Annotated in this window: 1 pseudogene; it reads left to right on the top strand. The window is 75.1% G+C overall.

Annotation, left to right across the window (positions count from 1 at the left end):
- A pseudogene (locus tag JMF90_RS39670) lies at positions 1-578 on the top strand (hypothetical protein); the annotation flags it as partial.

Genomic DNA, 578 nt, shown 5'->3' with positions numbered 1-578 from the left:
GCTCGGCAGCGGCAATCCGGCCGGTGCACTGACGGGCGCGCTGAACTCGGTGACGGGTGCCCTCGGCAACCTCGGCGGCTCCAATCCGCTGGCGCCGGTGCAAGGCGTCGTCAACCAGGTGGTTGGCACACTGTCCGGTGCGGCCGGCAATAGCCCGATCGCCCCGATCACGAACCTCGTGAGCGGCCTGACGGGCGGCGGCAACCCGGCCGGCGGCAACCCGGCCGGCGCACTGACCGGTGCGCTCGGTTCGGTGACGGGCGCACTCGGGTCCGGTCCGGCGGCGCTCGGCCAGGCGGCCGGCGCGCTGTCGGGGGCGGCCGGTTCGACGGCAGCGGCGGGCGGCAGCCTGCTCGGCGCGGGCGCGAATGCGGCCGGCGGTACGGCCGGCGCGGTCGGTTCGCTGCTGACGACGGGCGCCAACTCGACGGCGACGGTCGTCAATGCGGCCGGCACGTCGGTGGGCACGGTGATCGGTTCCGCGCCGGGCCTGTCGGTGACGCCGCATTCGGGCAACGGCTCGGCGAACAACCCGCTCGCACCGGTGACGACACTGCTTCAGTCGCTGACCGGCGCAC

The sequence above is a fragment of the Burkholderia sp. E168m23 genome, from assembly GCF_016586125.1.
GTDB lineage: Bacteria > Pseudomonadota > Gammaproteobacteria > Burkholderiales > Burkholderiaceae > Burkholderia > Burkholderia orbicola.
The sequence above is the reverse complement of the archived record's forward strand: the minus strand, read 5'-3'. Positions and strand labels throughout refer to the sequence as shown.